Origin of the sequence: Streptomyces sp. NBC_00568, from assembly GCF_026341855.1 — a bacterium.
Classification (GTDB): domain Bacteria; phylum Actinomycetota; class Actinomycetes; order Streptomycetales; family Streptomycetaceae; genus Streptomyces.
Genome location: NZ_JAPENW010000001.1, coordinates 1,802,604 through 1,815,638 on the forward strand (window position 1 = coordinate 1,802,604; position 13,035 = coordinate 1,815,638).

Genomic DNA, 13,035 nt, shown 5'->3' on the forward strand with positions numbered 1-13,035 from the left:
CCTCCGCGTACGGATCTCCCCCGCCCCGGCCGAGGCCGGAGCGGGGGAAGGTCGTTCCGCCCCAGGGTAGATCTCCGCTGGTTACGGCGGGGGGACGTGGGCATGTCCGCCATGAACCGCCAACGGGACGCCTCAGGCGGTGAGCCAGTCGCGCAGCCGCTCCTCACCCGCGAGGATCTTGGACGTTTCCACCCTTTCGTCCCGCTTGTGCGCCAAGTGGGGATTCCCGGGGCCGTAGTTGACCGCCGGAACGCCGAGCCGGCTGAAACGGGAGACGTCCGTCCAGCCGTACTTGGGCTGCGGGGTGCCCCCGACCGCCTCGATGAAGGCGGCTGCGGCCGGGTGGGAGAGGCCGGGAAGAGCGGCACCGCTGTGGTCGTCGACGACGAACTCGTCCACGCCGCAGTCGGCGAAGACCTGGCGGACGTGCTCGATCGCCTCCTCCTCGGTGCGGTCGGGCGCGTAGCGGAAATTGACCGTGACGACGCACTCGTCGGGGATGACATTGCCCGCGACACCGCCCGAGATGCCCACCGCGTTCAGGCCCTCGCGGTACTCCAGGCCGTCGATCACCGGGTAGCGCGGCTCGTACGCGGCCAGCGCGGCCAGGATCGGGGAGGCCGCGTGGATCGCGTTCGAACCCATCCAGCTGCGGGCGGAGTGGGCCCGCTCGCCCTTGGTCTTCAGCAGTACCCGCAGCGTGCCCTGGCAGCCGCCCTCGACCTGCCCGTCGGAGGGCTCCAGGAGGACCGCGAAGTCGCCCTGCAGCCATTCGGGGTGGGCTTCGGACACATGCTTCAGCCCGTTCAGGTGGGCCGCGACCTCTTCGTTGTCGTAGAAGACGAAGGTGAGGTCCCGGTTGGGTTCGGGGACGGTGGCCGCGATACGGAGCTGGACCGCGACGCCCGACTTCATGTCGCAGGTGCCGCAGCCCCACAGCACGCCGTCCTCGTCGAGGCGCGAGGGCACGTTGTCCGCGATGGGCACCGTGTCGATGTGGCCGGCGAGGACGACCCGCTCGGCGCGGCCCAGGTTCGTGCGTGCCACGACGTTGTTGCCGTACCGGTCGACCGTCAGATGCGGCAGGGCGCGCAGGGCGGCCTCCACGGCGTCCGCGAGCGGCTTCTCGTTGCCGCTCTCCGAGGGGAAGTCGACGAGCTGCGCGGTGAGCTCGGCTGCGTCCAGGGTGAGGTCAAGCGGGGTGTCGGCCATGCCGACGACCCTAGCGCGCCCGGCCGGGGGGTCCCGAAAGCAGCCGGATGCGGTCGTATCCCCCGGCGTCACTCCCGTTGTCCACAGCCCCACAGTCCGCCGACAGCGGTCTCCAGTACCTTGTACGCGTGCCAGAGCCGTCCCCCACTCCTGTCCGGCGCCGCGGTCGCCTCCTCCGCTTCGGCGGGGCCTTCATGGTCCTGCTCGCCCTCGCGGGCTATCTCGGCGTGCAGTACCTCACGGGCGGCACCGGCGCGCCCCGGTGCAAGGTCGTCTCCGGCAAGGGCGACGGCGCGTCGTACGAGTTCACACCCGAGCAGGCGGTGAACGCGGCGACGATCTCGGCGGTCGGCACCTCCCGCCGGATGCCCGAGCGCGCGGTGGCCATCGCCCTCGCGACGGCTCTCCAGGAGTCGGGGCTGCGCAACATCCAGCACGGCGACCGGGACTCCCTCGGCCTGTTCCAGCAGCGGCCCTCGCAGGGCTGGGGCACGACGAAGCAGATCATGGACCCGACGTACGCGGCGGGCATCTTCTACGAGCACCTGGCCAAGGTGCCCGGCTATTCGCGGCTGCCCCTCACCGTCGCCGCGCAGCGCGTGCAGCGCAGCGGCTATCCGCAGGCGTACGCGAAGCACGAGCCGGACGCCACCCTGCTCGCCGCCGCCCTGACCGGTCGCGCGGCGGCCACGCTGACCTGCGAGGGGCGCCCGGACGCGACTCCGGCGGGCGGCGCCGCCCCGGTGCGGGCCGCGCTCGCGCGGGACTTCGGACGCGATGTGCTCCAGGAGGCGGGCGCCACCGTGGACGCCAAGGGTTCCTCCGCGTCGCCGGCCCCCGTCGCCCCGGCCTCCCCGAAGGCCGTCGACCGGACCGTGACGGTCCCCGTGCGCGAGGACTCCACCGCCGGGGCCGGGGTGGTCCGCCGCGGCTGGGAGCTGGCGCACTGGGCCGTGGCCAACTCCTCGGCCCTGCACATCGAGCGGGTGTCGTACGCGGGGCGCGAGTGGACCGCGGGGACCTCGGAGGGCTCGTGGCACACGGCCGACGACAAGGGCGGTGCGGCCGAAGGGAAGGCCGCGGCCGAGGTCCGTATCGTCACTGCTCAGTAGTACGGACCTTCACTCGTCAGAGGGACCGACCCTCGGCGGGCCGGTGACGGGCACCGGCCTGCGCGACCCACTCCCGCACCCGGGAAATCCCTTGAGAACAAAGGGCCGCAGGGATTCGGCGGGATACGCGGCCGGGTATTGTTTGCCCGTTTTTATCCACAACCGATAATGCGACGCATTGCCAACTCTTTGCGTCGGGCCACCGCAACCTTCGCGGACTTCGAGCGGTAGTCACTGCGTCCGAGCCCGGAACGATCACCGCAGAGGCTCAGCGGACGGTGACGCGGTCGGTCGGCAGCCAGCCGGTCAGCCCCGGGCACGGTCGGACACTTCCCCGTTCTCTCCCGTCATAAGGAGCAACATGTCCCTCCCCCTGACCCGCCGGATCGCCCGTGTCGTGCTGCTCGTCGCAGCCGGAGCGGCGCCCGTGGTCGGTGCGGCCGGCTCCGCCTGCGCGGCGGCCGAACTGCCGGCCCCCAGCCTCGGCGGGCTGACCGCCCTGGACGGGGCGAACGTCGGCAACACCGTCGACGGAGCGGCGCGGAACGTCGCCGGGATCGCCGGCAAGTCCGGCGGCGACGCGGTCAAGAAGTCCGTGCCGGCCGCGGGCAAGACCGGTGGGAAGGTCGCCAAGAAGGCGACGCCGGCCGCGCAGAAGGTGGCCGGGGACGCTGCCGGGCAGGCCGGTGGCCTCCTCGGTGACACCACGAAGTCCGCGACCGGCGGCGGCCTGCCGACGGACACCGTGACCCGGGGCGGCCTGCCGACGGAGCAGCTGCCGCTGAAGGGCCTGCCGCTGGGCTAGGCCCTGGGCACCGCCGGAGCGCCGACGCCCCGGACGCGGGGCCCGGCGTACGCGGGCGGCGACGGGGGTCCGGGGAAACGCATTCCCTGAACCCCCGTTTCGCACTACTGGGCCGACGGTGTCTGCCGGAGGCGTTCGACCGCCGCCGCGACGCGCTCGTCCGAGGCGGTGAGGGCGACGCGGACGAACTTCTCTCCCGCCTCGCCGTAGAAGTCGCCGGGGGCCACCAGGATGCCCAGGTCGGCCAGGTGGGCGACCGTGGACCAGCAGGACTCGTCCCGGGTGGCCCAGAGGTAGAGGCTCGCCTCGCTGTGCTCGATCCGGAAGCCGTGGTCCAGCAGGGCGTCGCGCAGCGCGGTGCGGCGGGCGGCGTAGCGGTCGCGCTGTTCGCGGACGTGGGTGTCGTCCGAGAGGGCGGCGACCACGGCGGCCTGGGTCGGCGCGGAGGTCATCATGCCGCCGTGCTTGCGGATCGCGAGGAGTTCGCCGAGGACGGCGGGGTCGCCCGCGATGAACGCGGCACGGTAGCCGGCCAGGTTCGAGCGCTTGGAGAGCGAGTGGACCGAGACGATCCCCTCGTAGGAGCCGCCGCACACGTCCGGGTGCAGTACCGAGACCGGGTCGGCCTCCCAGCCCAGCTCGAGGTAGCACTCGTCGGAGAAGACGAGGACGCCGTGCTCGCGGGCCCAGGCGACGATCCGGGCGAGCTCCGCGGCGGACAGGACCTCGCCGGTCGGGTTGGACGGGGAGTTCAGCCACAGCAGCTTCAGGCCCGTCGGGTCCAGCTCCGTCGGGTCGTCGTAGACCACGTGGTCCGCCCGCGCGAGCCGCGCTCCGACCTCGTACGTCGGGTACGCGAGGCGCGGGTACGCGACCTTGTCGCCGGGGCCGAGGCCGAGCTGGGTCGGCAGCCAGGCGACCAGTTCCTTGGAGCCGACGATCGGCAGGACGTGGCGGTGGGTGATGTCCCGCGCGCCGAGCCGTCGCTCCACCCAGCCCGTGAGCGCGTCCCGCAGCTCGGGCGTGCCCCACACCGTGGGATAACCGGGCGAGTCCGCGGCCGCGACCAGAGCTTTCTGGATCAGCTCGGGCACCGGGTCGACCGGGGTGCCGACGGACAGGTCGACGATGCCGCCCGGGTGAGCGGCGGCGGTCGCCTTGTAGGGCTCCAGCTTGTCCCAGGGGAAGGTGGGAAGCCGGTCGGAGACTGCGGACACGGGATCGGGCTCACTTTCTCGTACGTACGGCCCGTACAGGCGGAAACGGGCTGCTGCACGGATGCCGCACGGGCTGACACGGCAAAACGCCTCGGTCCCGTAAGGCGATCGGAGCGATCAGGCCGTACGGGACCGAGGCGGCGCTCCCCCAGCTACCGCTGGGAGGGACCCCCAGCGGGCCGCTTACTGGTTCTGCGGCGGGAGCGCTGCGATGAAGGGGTGGTCGCGCTCGATCAGACCGAGCTTGCTGGCGCCGCCGGGCGAGCCGAGCTCGTCGAAGAACTCGACGTTCGCCTTGTAGTAGTCCTTCCACTCTTCCGGAGTGTCGTCCTCGTAGAAGATCGCCTCGACCGGGCACACCGGCTCACAGGCTCCGCAGTCGACGCATTCGTCCGGGTGGATGTACAAGGACCGGGAGCCCTCGTAGATGCAGTCGACCGGGCACTCCTCGATGCACGCCTTGTCCTTGACGTCGACACAAGGCTGCGCGATGACGTAGGTCACGCTGTCGTTCCTCCTCGATAGGGCGCTGGCGGGCCTCCGTAGGCTCCGCCGCCTGGCGCGCGGGAGCGCGGCGTCGTCGATGCCCGCCCCTAGTATCTCCGTTCTTGGGCATGATCCGAACAGGAGGGGTGAACTGACCTGTGGAAATCTCTGCATCCGGCCGCCTGGAGGTCCGTATCACCGCTGCTGACGTGGGAAAACGTGTCTCGGTACGACGCGTGATCGACGACGGAGACACGGGCGGGAAGTTCACCGATACGGTCGGAGTTCTCACATCGTGGGACAAAGGTGTGCTGCTGATCACACGACGCACCGGCGAGAGGGTCCGGATCGCGGAATCCTCGCTGGTCGCGGGCAAGGTCGTGCCGGCCGCCCCGGCCCGGCGGCGCGGGCCCGCCGCTTCGTACGAGGAGCTGGCGCGGGTCGCCGCGCGGGCCTGGCGGCCGGTGGAGAGCGAGCGGCTCGGCGCATGGGAGCTGCGGGCGGCGGGCGGGTTCACCCGGCGCGCCAATTCCGTGCTGCCGCTGGGCGACCCGGGCGTGCCGCTCGACCGGGCGCTGACCTACGTACGCGACTGGTACGCGGCCCGCGGCCTGCCCGCCTACGTCCAGACCGCGACCGGCGCCGAGGGCGCGCAGGAGCTGCTGTGCGCGGAGCTGGAGGCGCGTGACTGGGCGCGTGAGGTGACGGCCGAACTGTGGACCGGCGCGCTCGCGCCGATCGGGGACCGGGAGGCACCCGGGGTCCTGCTCTCCCGCACGGCCGACGAGGCGTGGCTCGGCCGCTACCAGCGCAAGGGCCTGAGCGATGTGGCCCTGAAGGTGCTGGGCAGCGGTCCCTCGGTGTGGTTCGCGACGGTGCCCGGCGCCGAGGGCGCGGCTCCGGCCGCGATCGGACGGTGCGTGGTGGACGGCCGCTGGGCCGGTTTCGCCGCCGTCGAGGTCGACCCGGCCCACCGCCGCAAGGGTCTCGCCACCGCCGTCATGGCCTCGCTGGCCCGCCGCGCCCTGGACGAGGGCGCCTCGGCGGCCTGGCTCCAGGTGGAGGCGGACAACACCGGGGCACGGGAGCTGTACGCGCGCATGGGATTCGGGGCGCATCACGCGTACCACCACTACCGCGCGCCGCGGACGCAACAGGTATCCGGCGACGACCGCTATCGATCGACGTGACGGGGCACGAGCCAGCTATGCCTTCCCCTCAGCCACCGGACCCGGAGCGGGCCGACGAAGTACGGCGGCGGTTCGCCGACGAGGCACGCGCCGAGCGGCCCGATCTCGCGGTGCTGTGCCTGCTGGTGGGCGCCGCGGCGGACGGGACGCTGGACGGGGCCGGCATGGACGCGGCGCAGATCGAGCTGGACGGGCTGGCCGGCCGACTGCCCTTCCGTCCGAGCGGCCCCCGCGCCTGGGCGAGCGCCCTCTCCGAACTCCTCGGCGGGCGCTGCGGATACCGGGGGTCACCGGGCGACTACCAGCGGCTGGAGTCCTCCCTGCTGCACGCGGTGCTGCGCCGGCGGCGCGGGCTGCCCATCCTGCTCTCGGTGGTGTGGATGGAGGTCGCGCGACGGGCCGGCGCACCGGTGTACGGGGTCGCGCTGCCCGGTCACTTCGTGGTGGGCTTCGGACCGCCCGAGGAGCAGGTGCTCGCCGATCCCTTCGACGGCGGGCGCGTCCTGACCGACTCCGACGCCGAGCTGCTCGTCGCCGGGGCGACCGGCGCCCCGCTCGACCCGTCGATGCTCTCCCCCGCCGACCCGCTCGACGTCGTGCTGCGCATCCTGAACAACATCCGCGCCTGGGCCGCCGCCCGGCCGGAACGCTCGGACGTGGCCCTGTGGTCGGTGGAGCTGTCCCTCCAACTTCCCTCGCACCCGGCGCGGCTGCGCTACGAACGGGCCCAACTCCTCGTCCAGCGCGGAGACTTCCTCAGCGGAGCCGCCGAACTCGACGCGTACGCGGACGTGGTGGCGGGCGTCGACGAACCGGCCGCCGACCGCGTACGCCGACAGGCCCACGCGGCACGGGCGATGCTCAACTGAAGGGGGTCCGGCGGGCTCCGCGGGTGTCCGGCCCGGAGCCGTGCCAGGAGCCCGCGGCTCCCCTCACAGCCACCCCTTCTCCCGCGCGATCCGTACCGCCTCCGCCCGGTTGCGGACCGCCAGTTTCTGGATGGCCGTGGAGAGGTAGTTGCGGACCGTGCCCTGGGAGAGGTGGAGGGCGGTGGCCAGTTCGGCGTTGGTGGAGCCGTCGGCGGCGGCACGGAGGATCTCGCGTTCGCGGTCGGTGAGCGGGTTGGCGCCCTCGGCCAGCGCGGCCGCGGCCAGCGTGGGGTCGATCACGCGCTCGCCCGCCAGCACCTTGCGTACCGCCTGGGCGAGTTGGGCCGCCGGGGCGTCCTTGACCAGGAAGGCGTCGGCGCCGGACTCCATGGCGCTGCGCAGATAGCCGGGGCGGCCGAAGGTCGTGAGGACGATCAGCTTGAGGGCGGGGAACTCCTTGTGGAGTTCGGCCGCGGCCTCTATGCCCGTCATCCCCGGCATCTCGATGTCGAGGAGCGCCACGTCCACGTCATGGGCGCGGGCCGCCGCCGACACCTCGTCGCCGCGGGCGACTTGGACGACCACCTCGATGTCCGGCTCCAGTCCCAGCAGGGCGGCCAGCGCCTCGCGGACCATCGACTGGTCCTCGGCGAGCAGGACCTTGATCGTGCGGCTCATGCACCGGATCCTACGGGGTCCTCCGCCGCGCCCACAGGGGCTCGGCCGCCGGTGAGCGGCACCCGTGCGACCAGCCGGAATCCGTGCCGGACGCGGCCCGCCTCCAGCGATCCGCCCGCCTGCTCGAGGCGTTCGGTCAGCCCTGTCAGTCCGTTGCCGGGGGCGGCGCCGGAGGAACCGCCCGAGCCGTCGTCCTCCACCGACAGTTCGAGCACGGGGCCGTCCAGGGTCTGGCGCCGGACGAGGGTCACCACGCAGCGCCGGGCGCCGCTGTGCCGTACGACGTTGGTGATCGCCTCGCGCAGCGCCCAGGCCAGCGCGGACTCGCGCTCCTCGGGAACAGCCTCGACGTCGGGTTCGGCCGGCAGGTCGGCGATGACGCCCGCGGCGGTCAGGGCGACCTGGGCGCCCGCGAGTTCACCGGCCAGCCGGGGCCGCCGGTAGCCGGTGACCGCCTCGCGCACGTCGACCAGGGCCTGGCGGCTCACCTGCTCGATGTCGGCGACCTGCTGGGCCGCCTTGCCGGGATGGTCGGGGAGCATCCGCCCGGCCAGCTCGCTCTTCAGGGTGATCAGCGAGAGCGAGTGGCCGAGCAGGTCGTGCAGGTCCCTGGCGAGCCGCAGGCGCTCCTCGTTCGCGGCGAGCTGGGCGACGGTGGCCCGTGCCTTGCGCAGTTCCACCGTCGTACGGACCAACTGCCGTACGCCGGTCATCGCGAAGCCGATCAGGACGACGAGCAGGACGAGGTTGCGGGCGTCCCGCTCGCCGCCGTGCAGGCCGACGAGCAGCATCACGACGGCGGTCAGCGGGATGGTCCAGTACGACACCCGCAGCGGGAACGTCGTCCCGCAGGCGACCGAGACGTACACGAACAGGCCGAGCCAGGGCGGGCCGAGCGTCAGGCACAGCACGACGGCGAGCGCGCCGAGGGCGAGGACGAGGGAGGAGACGGCCAGGGTGCCCGCGAAGGCCCTGCCCATGTTCCGGAAGACCAGCGTCAGATAGATCGCGACGAAGGCCGCGAGGCCGAGCCAGCCGGCCGCGGTGGCCGCGGGCGTGTGGTTGCCGGAGGCGAGGTCGTGGACCGGCGAGCTGAGGAACACCAGCCAGATGACGATCCACGCCGACTTGCGCAGGGCCTCGCGGACGTTGCGGGGGGACTCCCCCATCCGCACCAGCCGGTCCGTGCGGGCCTGGTCGGGCAGCGGGTCTTCCGTCATGGCACTCACGCCTTCAGCGTGTCCTTCCGGTACAGCCATGCCGCGCCGCCCGCGAAGAGGGCGAAGGAGACGGCGAGGATGGCGATGTCCTTCGCGTGCGGGGCGTCGCCCAGTTCGATGGCCTGCCCCAGGGCAGCGTACGCGTGCGTGGGAAGCCACTTCGCGATGTTCTGCAGCCAGTCCGGGAAGGTCGTCGTCGGCATCCAGAGGCCGCCGAGCATCGACAGACCGAAGTAGACGATCATCGTGATCGGACGGACCGCGTCGCCGCTGGCCAGATAGCCGATGGCGACGCCGAGCGCGGCGAAGACCAGGCTGCCGGCCCAGATCACGCCGGTGAGCGCGAGCCACTGCCAGGCGTCCAGGCGTACGTCCTTCACCGCCGCGGCGACCACGAAGACGATCACGATCGAGGGCAGGCTGATCACGGCGGCGCCGGCCGTCTTGGCGAGGACATAGCCGCGGCCCGGCAGCGTGGTGAGCCTCAACTGCCGTACCCAGCCGCTCTCCCGCTCCTTCGCGATGCGTTCGCTGTTGCCCATGAGGACGGCGGTCAGGGCGCCGAAGGAGGCCATGGAGACCATGAAGAAGGTCGGCAGGGTGAGGCCGGTGCCGTCCACCTCGGTGGTGCTGTCGGCGCTGCCCGCGATCAGCAGGAACAGGGCCGAGGGGTAGACCACCGAGAAGAACAGGAACTTCTTGTTGCGCAGGGCGCGGGTGATCTCCAGCTTGATGAGACTGTTCACTTGGACGTCGCCTCCTCGGCGGCGGTGCGGTCGGCCTCTTCGGCCGCGGTGCGGTTGGCCTCTTCGGCCGCGGTGATGGCGACGAAGGCCTGCTCGAGACCGAGCCCGGCGACTTCGAGATTGCGCGGGTGGACGCCGAGCCCGTACAGCGCGTACACGGTGGCGTCCGCGTCGGAGGACTGGATGCGGACGGTCTGCCCGGACACGTCGATGGAGGTGAGGAAGGGCAGCGCGCGCAGCGGGGCCTCGTCGATGGGGCCCTCCAGGTCGAAGGCGACGCGGCGGGCGCCGGCCTTGGCCTTGATCTCGGCGGCGGTGCCGTCGGCCAGCAGGCGTCCCCGGTGCAGGACGAGGACCCGGTCCGCTATGGCGTCGGCCTCCTCCAGGTAGTGCGTGGCGAACAGGACCGTGCGGCCCTGGTCGGCCTGCTCGCGCATGGTGGCCCAGAAGGCCTGCCGGGCGGAGACGTCCATGCCGGTGGTGGGTTCGTCGAGGACGATCAGGTCGCTGTCGCCGGCCGTGGCGAGGGCGAAGCGGACGCGCTGTGCCTGGCCGCCCGAGAGCTTGTTGACCTTGCGATCGGCGATCTGGCCGATGCCGGCGCGGGCGAGGACGTCGGTGGCGCGGTACGGCTTCGGGTGCAGATCGCAGGCGAGCTTCACGAGTTCGCCGACGGTGACCTCGTCCATCAGCCCGCCGCTCTGCAGCATGGCGCCCACCCGGCCGGCGACGATCGCCTCGCGCGGGCCGGTGCCGAACACCCGGACCGTCCCGCTGTCGGCGTTCTTGAGGCCGAGCAGCAGGTCCAGCGTCGTCGACTTGCCCGCCCCGTTGGGACCCAGCAGGGCGACGGTCTCGCCCGGGTGCAGTTCGAGCGTCAGCCCGTCCACGGCCCGGACGCTCCCGTAGGCCTTGGTCACCGATTCGAACCCGACCACCGGTGTGGTGGTGATCGCCGCAGTCGTTGTCATGTGATCCATCGTGGCGGCGAAGGGGGTGCCCGCGGCAGTGCGCTGTGTCCTCGGTCGCGGATGACAGATGTCATGTCGGCGGCGCGCGTCCGTGCCCGGCGGCGGCCCGCACGGAACGGCGAGAGGGCACCCGGCCGGTGAGAACCTGGCCGGATGCCCTCGACGCGCTTGGGGCGCCCGCTAGTTGGGGTTGGTGGGGATGGTCACGTCGCGGTCGGCGGTCGTCTTCCCGACCAGCGCCCGGCCGACGGCGGAGGCCACGTCCTGCGGGCTCACGGCCTTCTTGCTGCCGTCGCCCTTGGTGATCGTCACACCGTCGAAGGCGTGGCCGTACAGCGCTTGGAGCGCCTTGAGGTCGTAGTGCTCGACGAGCTTGCCCTCGACCGGCCGGACGCTCAGGAACTTCCAGATGGACTTCTGCGGACTGAAGGCGATGAGGTGCGTGGCGTCCGTGCGGACGGTGATGTTCGCCGACATGGCGACCGTCGCGAACGTCGACATCTTCCGGTCCACCTCGGCCTTGGTGACCGTCGGCTGGCGGGTCGTGGTGGCGACCTTCACCGGTGTGGTCGCGTTGGTCCCGACCTGGGCGAGGTAGGCGTCCTTGACGGCCTGTGTCGAGGACGCGACGTCGATGCCCTTGCCCGCCTTGCCGTAGACGGCGACAGCCTTGCCCGGACTGAACTTGATCGTGCCGTCGGTCGCCGAACCGGAGCCGCTCGCCGCGCGCTCCAGGGCGGCCTGGAGCTTCTCCTCGTCGACCGGCATCACGGGCTCGACCACGCGCTCCTGGCCGAACAGCGAGCCGATCACCGAGACCGGGTTGTAGTCGCTGCCCGCGGCGGCGCGGACGGTGGCCTGGCTGTCCAGCTGGAGTCCGGCCTGGTCGGGCTTGAGCTGGACCGTGTCGCCGTCGACGGACAGCGTGAGGGCCTTGTTCGTGCGGTTGCCGAAGGCCTCGTCGAGCTTCTTGACGGCGTCGTCGCGGGTGCCGCCGCCGATCTCGACGCCGAGCACGGTGGTGCCCTTGGGCACGTCCGAGTGGTTCATGAGCAGGCCCGCGCCGTAGGCGCCGCCGATGAGGACGACGGCGAGGACGCCGAGGAGCGCCGGCTTGTTGCGGCCCTTTTTCTTCTTCGCCGGCTTCGACGAGGCGGGCTGCCGTTGGACCGGCTCGGGCAGCTTCGGCAGGGTGTGGGACCTGGGTCCCTCGTTGCGCGTCCCCTCGTCGAACGAGAAGTTCTGGCTGGGCGACACGACGGGGATGCCGCTGGTCAGGGTATGCCCGGAGACGTTGTCCGCGGGCGCGCCGTAGCCGCCGGGTCCCGGGTCGGGCGCCGGCTTCTGCGGGGTGAGGATCGCGGTGTCGTCGCTGAGACCGCCGCTCAGACCGCCGCGCGAGCCCGTTCCGGCGCCGGGATATCCCGGGCCCGCGTTCGGGTTGCCGGAGGCGGAGCCGGGTGTCGCGGCCAGGCTGCCGGGAGCCGCGCCGGGACCGGCCGGAGGCGCCATCGGGCCGTCACCGGTGGCGGGACCGCCGGTCGGGCCGGCCGGGCCGCCCCGGCCGCCCTCGGAGAAGTACGGGAGGTCGTCGCGGCGCGGTTCGCCGGTTCCGCCGGACGAACCTATGGCCGGGAAGGAGCCGGTGTCGCGCAGGGCCCCGGAGACGTCGAAGGAGCCCGTGCCGCCGCCGTGACCGGGGGCCACGGGTCCGGCACCGGTGGCACCGGGGAGCCCGGAGCCGTTCGTACCGCCGGGCCGCACGCCACCGGTGATGCCCAGCGGACCGGCGCCGTTGGACGGCGCGGGCCGTCCCGCGCCCGGTGTCCCCGCGGGACCCGCGCCGTTCGACGCGCCCGGAGGAGCCGGGGAAGCCGAACCGCCCGGCAGACCCGCGCCGTTGGTCGACCCGCCTCCCGGACCGCTCTTGGGCGCGCCGGACTTGCGTGGCGCGAACCAGTCGCTCGTCTTCTCGTCGGCCGGGCCGGGCTGGTCCACGGGCGCGGGTGCCGGTGCGGACGGGGCCGGGGTGGTGGCCGTCGTGGCGGAGGCGCCCGCGGGCGAACCGCCGCCGCGCGGCGCCTGTGCGCCCGTGTTGGCGCCGTCGCCGCCCTCGGAAGGCGCGTCGGTGCCGGCGACGGGTGTACGGACGACCACGGGCGGGATGGGCCGCGATCCAGGGATGTTGATCCGGATCCGTGTCGTCAGTGTGGTCTCGGTCTTGCGCTCCTCCGGCGGCTTGCCGGTGGCCGAACGGCCCGCGTCGGCGCCGCCTTCGGAAGCCTTGGGGGTCCCGTACGGCGGCGTCCCCGACGGGTACGCGGCTCCACCGCGCCCGTTGGGCCCGGAGGACGAACTGTCAGTTTCACGACTCAAGGCAGGTTCTCCCGGTTGGCTCCGCCGCCCGTTTACTCGACCTCATCTCGGGCAGCTCGGCGGCGCGCACCACCATACTGGCCATGTCCGGCCCGCAAACCTCGCCCGCGAAGGAATCTCGCACCGGACCCGCACCTGACCGATACGGCGAAG

The 13,035-nt window shown here is 72.6% G+C and carries 12 protein-coding genes; 4 read left to right on the plus strand and 8 right to left on the minus strand.

Annotated features, from left to right (window positions below; translation table 11 throughout):
* Nucleotides 1-132: 132 nt before the first annotated feature.
* Nucleotides 133-1,212 carry a succinyl-diaminopimelate desuccinylase gene (gene dapE, locus OOK38_RS07650; RefSeq protein WP_266762426.1) on the minus strand — a complete coding sequence of 360 codons (1,080 nt, stop codon included), beginning with the start codon at nt 1,210-1,212 and terminating at the stop codon, nt 133-135.
* Nucleotides 1,213-1,340: 128 nt separating this feature from the next.
* Here dapE and OOK38_RS07655 point away from each other — a divergent pair, with 128 nt between their 5' ends.
* Both OOK38_RS07655 and OOK38_RS07660 read left to right on the plus strand, forming a co-directional pair.
* On the plus strand, nt 1,341-2,324 hold the full coding sequence (locus OOK38_RS07655; RefSeq protein ID WP_266762425.1) for a heavy metal transporter: 984 nt from the start codon (nt 1,341-1,343) through the stop codon (nt 2,322-2,324).
* 361 nt (nt 2,325-2,685) lie between these two features.
* The gene (locus tag OOK38_RS07660; RefSeq protein ID WP_266762423.1) at nt 2,686-3,129 is read left to right on the plus strand and encodes an ATP-binding protein; all 444 of its coding nucleotides are present in this window, start codon (nt 2,686-2,688) and stop codon (nt 3,127-3,129) included.
* Nucleotides 3,130-3,233: 104 nt separating this feature from the next.
* Here the strand turns inward: OOK38_RS07660 and OOK38_RS07665 are convergent, their stop codons facing one another.
* Both OOK38_RS07665 and fdxA read right to left on the minus strand, forming a co-directional pair.
* Nucleotides 3,234-4,346 (minus strand): bifunctional succinyldiaminopimelate transaminase/glutamate-prephenate aminotransferase, encoded by a 1,113-nt coding sequence (locus tag OOK38_RS07665; protein ID WP_266848250.1) that lies wholly within the window; start codon nt 4,344-4,346, stop codon nt 3,234-3,236.
* A 183-nt stretch (nt 4,347-4,529) separates the two neighbouring features.
* Complete coding sequence (gene fdxA / locus OOK38_RS07670; RefSeq protein WP_018089397.1) at nt 4,530-4,850, minus strand: ferredoxin; 321 nt, start codon at nt 4,848-4,850, stop codon at nt 4,530-4,532.
* A 140-nt stretch (nt 4,851-4,990) separates the two neighbouring features.
* Between fdxA and OOK38_RS07675 the strand changes: the two genes are divergently transcribed.
* Both OOK38_RS07675 and OOK38_RS07680 read left to right on the plus strand, forming a co-directional pair.
* Entirely contained in the window at nt 4,991-6,022 is a 1,032-nt protein-coding gene (locus tag OOK38_RS07675) for a GNAT family N-acetyltransferase (RefSeq protein WP_266848252.1), read from the plus strand.
* 17 nt (nt 6,023-6,039) lie between these two features.
* Nucleotides 6,040-6,891 carry a transglutaminase-like domain-containing protein gene (locus tag OOK38_RS07680; protein WP_266848254.1) on the plus strand — a complete coding sequence of 284 codons (852 nt, stop codon included), beginning with the start codon at nt 6,040-6,042 and terminating at the stop codon, nt 6,889-6,891.
* Between the two features lie 63 nt (nt 6,892-6,954).
* On the opposite strand, the gene OOK38_RS07685 is transcribed toward OOK38_RS07680, so the two are convergent.
* The 5 genes from OOK38_RS07685 to OOK38_RS07705 form a co-directional block, all read right to left on the minus strand.
* Nucleotides 6,955-7,569, minus strand: a complete 615-nt coding sequence (locus tag OOK38_RS07685) for a response regulator transcription factor (RefSeq protein ID WP_266762418.1) — start codon at nt 7,567-7,569, stop codon at nt 6,955-6,957.
* Nucleotides 7,566-8,789, minus strand: a complete 1,224-nt coding sequence (locus OOK38_RS07690; protein WP_266765838.1) for a sensor histidine kinase — start codon at nt 8,787-8,789, stop codon at nt 7,566-7,568. The genes OOK38_RS07685 and OOK38_RS07690 overlap by 4 nt, the downstream gene beginning before the upstream one ends.
* 5 nt (nt 8,790-8,794) lie before the next feature.
* Nucleotides 8,795-9,535 (minus strand): ABC transporter permease, encoded by a 741-nt coding sequence (locus OOK38_RS07695; protein ID WP_266762416.1) that lies wholly within the window; start codon nt 9,533-9,535, stop codon nt 8,795-8,797.
* Entirely contained in the window at nt 9,532-10,506 is a 975-nt protein-coding gene (locus OOK38_RS07700; protein ID WP_266762414.1) for an ABC transporter ATP-binding protein, read from the minus strand. Before OOK38_RS07700 ends, OOK38_RS07695 begins: the two co-directional genes overlap by 4 nt.
* Before the next feature lie 180 nt (nt 10,507-10,686).
* The gene (locus OOK38_RS07705; RefSeq protein ID WP_266762412.1) at nt 10,687-12,882 is read right to left on the minus strand and encodes a hypothetical protein; all 2,196 of its coding nucleotides are present in this window, start codon (nt 12,880-12,882) and stop codon (nt 10,687-10,689) included.
* Nucleotides 12,883-13,035: the final 153 nt, after the last annotated feature.

Bases quoted from the DNA above. Each gene is read 5' to 3' on its own strand.
- OOK38_RS07685 (WP_266762418.1), bottom strand. From the start codon at position 7,569: ATGAGCCGCACGATCAAGGTCCTGCTCGCCGAGGACCAGTCGATGGTC.
- OOK38_RS07680 (WP_266848254.1), top strand. From the start codon at position 6,040: ATGCCTTCCCCTCAGCCACCGGACCCGGAGCGGGCCGACGAAGTACGG.
- OOK38_RS07700 (WP_266762414.1), bottom strand. From the start codon at position 10,506: ATGACAACGACTGCGGCGATCACCACCACACCGGTGGTCGGGTTCGAA.
- OOK38_RS07690 (WP_266765838.1), bottom strand. From the start codon at position 8,789: ATGACGGAAGACCCGCTGCCCGACCAGGCCCGCACGGACCGGCTGGTG.
- dapE (WP_266762426.1), bottom strand. From the start codon at position 1,212: ATGGCCGACACCCCGCTTGACCTCACCCTGGACGCAGCCGAGCTCACC.
- OOK38_RS07660 (WP_266762423.1), top strand. From the start codon at position 2,686: ATGTCCCTCCCCCTGACCCGCCGGATCGCCCGTGTCGTGCTGCTCGTC.